The organism is Bdellovibrionales bacterium, from assembly GCA_019750295.1.
Lineage (GTDB): Bacteria > Bdellovibrionota > Bdellovibrionia > Bdellovibrionales > JAGQZY01 > JAIEOS01.
In genome coordinates this window covers 1-3,670 of record JAIEOS010000100.1, presented here as the reverse complement: position 1 = coordinate 3,670, position 3,670 = coordinate 1, and the positions used below count along the sequence as shown (strand labels likewise).

Below are 3,670 nucleotides of genomic sequence, written 5' to 3'. Positions count from 1 at the left end.
ACACGCAGACTGACATCTTCTCCGCAGGCCGACCAAACCGTCGATGAGACCAGAAGATTGTTGGTAAAAATATAGTTATCATCCAAGGGTCCGTTAAAAACGCGCGAGGCGGCCGGCCCCTTAGAATTACTGTTAAAACTCTTAAGAAAATACTCCACATCAAATCGAGCTTGCGCTCCTGCAGGAACGTAAGTGTATCCTCGGTAGTCAATCTTTACGACACTTACGCTCAGGCCTTGGGGGACATGAATCGGTATCGCTAAGTTGCAAGCCTTCCGGTCAATGAACAAACCAGAACCGGCTCCCGCTTGAGCCACAAACTGATCAAAAATAATACTCAGAACTTTTTGATCCTCCGTTAAAGTCACACCGACCGAACCCTGTGGACATCCCGTACCTCCGTAGGCGGGTACACCGAGCGCGATATCATCTGCCTTTGCAACAGTGGCACTCAATACTAAAAGTGCAGTTAATAATAAATTCCTCATCTCTCTCTCCCCCATTTAAAGGCAAGACCATCTTGCCCTTCTTAAGTCTAGGTAAAGCGAGTCCGAAAAATTTTTCAATCGTGAAAGTTATAAGTCATCTCGATGAAAACTATTAAGCGAATTAATATCGTCGACAATTTGATTGAGAAATCATTCAGTTAACTCGAAGTGGATCTGATAATTACAGACGCTTTAAGAATCTTTGTCTTGCGAAAGCTTTTTTTTTAATTAAACATTAAGTGTTTTTGACCGGAGCTTATTCTCAATTGGATTTCCTTTGAGATACAAAAGTGTGCGAATTTCCAAAACTGAATATTGATTTCGGTTTCGAAGCCGAAAGCCTGAATCTCCCGATTATGTTCAAAAATTAAGCAGAAATGAGAGGGATCCTCCTTTACTCCTCTGGGGGATATGATCTATACAATGGGCAGGGGTACCTCACTTTAATGGATGTAGTATTTATTTCGGGCATCATTGATGCTCACAAAAAAAATTTTCGACCTTTCGGAACGCACCAATTGGCTTGGTATTTACGAAAAAACGGCTACCAAACGCAGGTGATTAATTACGTCCAGCACGCTCCAGAAAAACTCATTAAAGAAGCTCTTGCGAAATACATTACCCCGAAAACGAAAGTCGTTGGCTTAGGAATTATGTCCAACGGGTCAGAGCTTGGAATCGTTCTTAAAAAAATTGAATCGGTTCTTTATTGGGTGAAGCGAACCTACCCCCACGTTAAGATCATTGCCGGGGGACCACTTACAAATCACTTAGTTCGCAAGTACCGCAACAAAATGCTTTTTGATTATCTCTTTTACGGGCACGGCGAAAACACTCTCCTCGAACTTTGCGATCATCTGTATACGGATAAAGATCATCCCAAAACAATCACCGTGCAAGGAAACACAGTCATTCAAGAGAGCGATGCCAATCCCGAACGCTCCCATTTTAAAATCGAAAATAGCAGCTTCGAATGGTCCGACAACGACTTCATTCAAGAAAACGAATCCCTTCCTTTGGAATTGGGAAGAGGCTGTGTTTTCTCGTGCCGCTTTTGCTCTTATCCTTACATCGGGAAAAAGGTGAACGACTTCAATCGCTCCATGGAGTGCATCGAGCAAGAACTGATCCGCAATTACGAAAAGTGGAAGGTGACGAGCTACATGATGCTTGATGATACCATTAATGCATCGGAAGAGCGCAACCTGCAGTTTTGGCAGATGACTCAAAGACTGCCTTTTAAAATCAAATTTGCGGGTTATTGCCGGATGGATCTTTTAGCGAAAAGACCCGAGTCGGAGGCGGTCCTCTTCGAATCAGGATTGCGCGGAGTATACTTCGGATTAGAAACCTTTAATCAGCAAGCGGCCAATTTAATTAAAAAGGGCTGGAATGCCACCCATGCCAAAGATTATCTTCCCCGTCTCAATAACGACCTTTGGAAACGACAAGTCGGTATTCAAGTGGGAATGATCGCCGGATTGCCACCCGAGACCTTCGAGGAACTTAAAGAGTCGAATCGGTGGATGATTGCCAATGAGATCAATCATTGGAAATGGCATCGTCTAGGGATTAATCGAGAGAAAAACTCACTATTTATCAGTGAGTTTGATCGCAACGCTGAACAATATGGCTTTGATTGGTACGTGGATAACGGAAAGTTGTATTGGAAGACCGAACACGCCACCCAGCGGGATGCCGAAGAATGGGTGAGTGATCTTACCGCGGAGGCTTCGTCTCACTACACCTATGCCTGCTGGAGCCTTTTAGAATTGGCCCAGTACGACTTCGACATCCAATACATGATGAAAATACCAATCAAAAAGAATGATCTTATGCCAGAGATCGCGAGACGGCGTAAAACTTTTATTCGAAATTATTGGAGCCAACTTTTAAACCGACAGGTCAAATCCATCGATTTTATCGGTTAAAGTCATTGTCTTTGACATAAAAGTCGCGTGGAGCGACCCGATTCAAAAATTTAAAATCCGTCGTTAGGCCTTGAGCCGTTCGTCGAGATATAAAAACGTTGCCCAGACTGCCGATCTTCATTTTATTATCGAAGTAGTCCTGATTCTCGTCGTAATCGAGGATCACCTTCTTGGCTTCGATCTTGTAGGAATACCAACTCTTGCCAATTTTTTTATCCGGATTCACCATCGACCAATGTTGAAACTCTGGAGTGTTATAAAAATGAAAAAAGTTGTTTTTTAAAAAGTTTTTATTCATGGTGATTTCATCGAAATTCGTGCGCAACAAAATTCGATAGTAGACCGATTGCCATTTAAAAATAAAATTGAGCCACCAGAAAAAATCAAACATTCGGCGGATCTCACAGGGAGCTGATTTAACATGATCGTCCAAGAGCTCACTCCAGAGACTGGCCGCAGCTGGACGAAACTTCATTTTTAAAAAGAAATGCAGCAGCCGGTCTTTGCTATATGGAGCTAAGAGCTCCTCAAAAGAGGTGGTCTGATAATATAACTTACAGACGTCAGAACCAAACAACTGATCATTATGCTCACCATCGACCATGATATGCTTGTGATCAAAGTAATTCACAAAATTTTCAGTAGTTTCAAAGCGAAATTTTTTACAGATATGTTTGCGATAAAAATTCGAATTTTCGCGAATGCTGTGGAAGTTTAATAAAATTTTAAAACGATCTTTCAACTCCGACTTATGGACGTTTTTGAGAAGCGAAACCATGATCAAAGTGGAATCGATCCCGCCGGAGTACAAAATCACCATAGGCTGTTGAGTTTTGTCCTGATGAGCGATCAACTGATGCACGCGAGCATTACAAATATTTTCGTAAGTATCCGCCGTTTTTCCCGTGAAATCGGGCAATCTCAATTCATCGGAAACGTGAAAGCGGAAGGGACTTTTTAGTTTCTCCGTGCGATCGATGAAGGTTGCATTGGTGGAAATCAAATTAAAGATATCTTTCCACTTATTCACATCCTGAGACACCATCGAAATTAAAGCGCGACAACTGCAAATCAAAAGCTTTTGGGGCTCTAACTCAAGTTGGGGCGACGGAGCAACGCTGTCTCCGAATGCCGTTACGGGGGTGGGCGCTGCTGGCACCACGGGATCCGTGACTCGTTCCGTTGGACGAGATGATGAGCCAAAGACGTTTTTTAAGAAAGGGGAAAGTATCATATTCTCGACCTAAAAAA

3 protein-coding genes are annotated in these 3,670 nt (G+C 42.8%); 1 reads left to right on the top strand and 2 read right to left on the bottom strand.

What is annotated here, in order from left to right; translation table 11 throughout:
- Positions 1-488: DUF4360 domain-containing protein (locus K2Q26_13605; GenBank protein MBY0316554.1), on the bottom strand; the 488-nt coding region annotated here is incomplete at its 3' end.
- A gap of 446 nt (positions 489-934) precedes the next feature.
- Between K2Q26_13605 and K2Q26_13600 the strand changes: the two genes are divergently transcribed.
- Positions 935-2,419, top strand: coding sequence for a B12-binding domain-containing radical SAM protein (locus K2Q26_13600; protein ID MBY0316553.1), 1,485 nt, complete (start codon positions 935-937; stop codon positions 2,417-2,419).
- Here K2Q26_13600 and K2Q26_13595 read toward each other — a convergent pair.
- Positions 2,409-3,653 (bottom strand): hypothetical protein, encoded by a 1,245-nt coding sequence (locus K2Q26_13595; GenBank protein ID MBY0316552.1) that lies wholly within the window; start codon positions 3,651-3,653, stop codon positions 2,409-2,411. The two genes, K2Q26_13600 and K2Q26_13595, sit on opposite strands and share 11 nt — an antisense overlap.
- Positions 3,654-3,670 lie beyond the last annotated feature (17 nt).

What these genes read in the sequence shown, in the direction of transcription:
- K2Q26_13600 (MBY0316553.1), top strand. Translation starts at nt 935, where the DNA reads ATGGATGTAGTATTTATTTCGGGCATCATTGATGCTCACAAAAAAAAT.
- K2Q26_13595 (MBY0316552.1), bottom strand. Translation starts at nt 3,653, where the DNA reads ATGATACTTTCCCCTTTCTTAAAAAACGTCTTTGGCTCATCATCTCGT.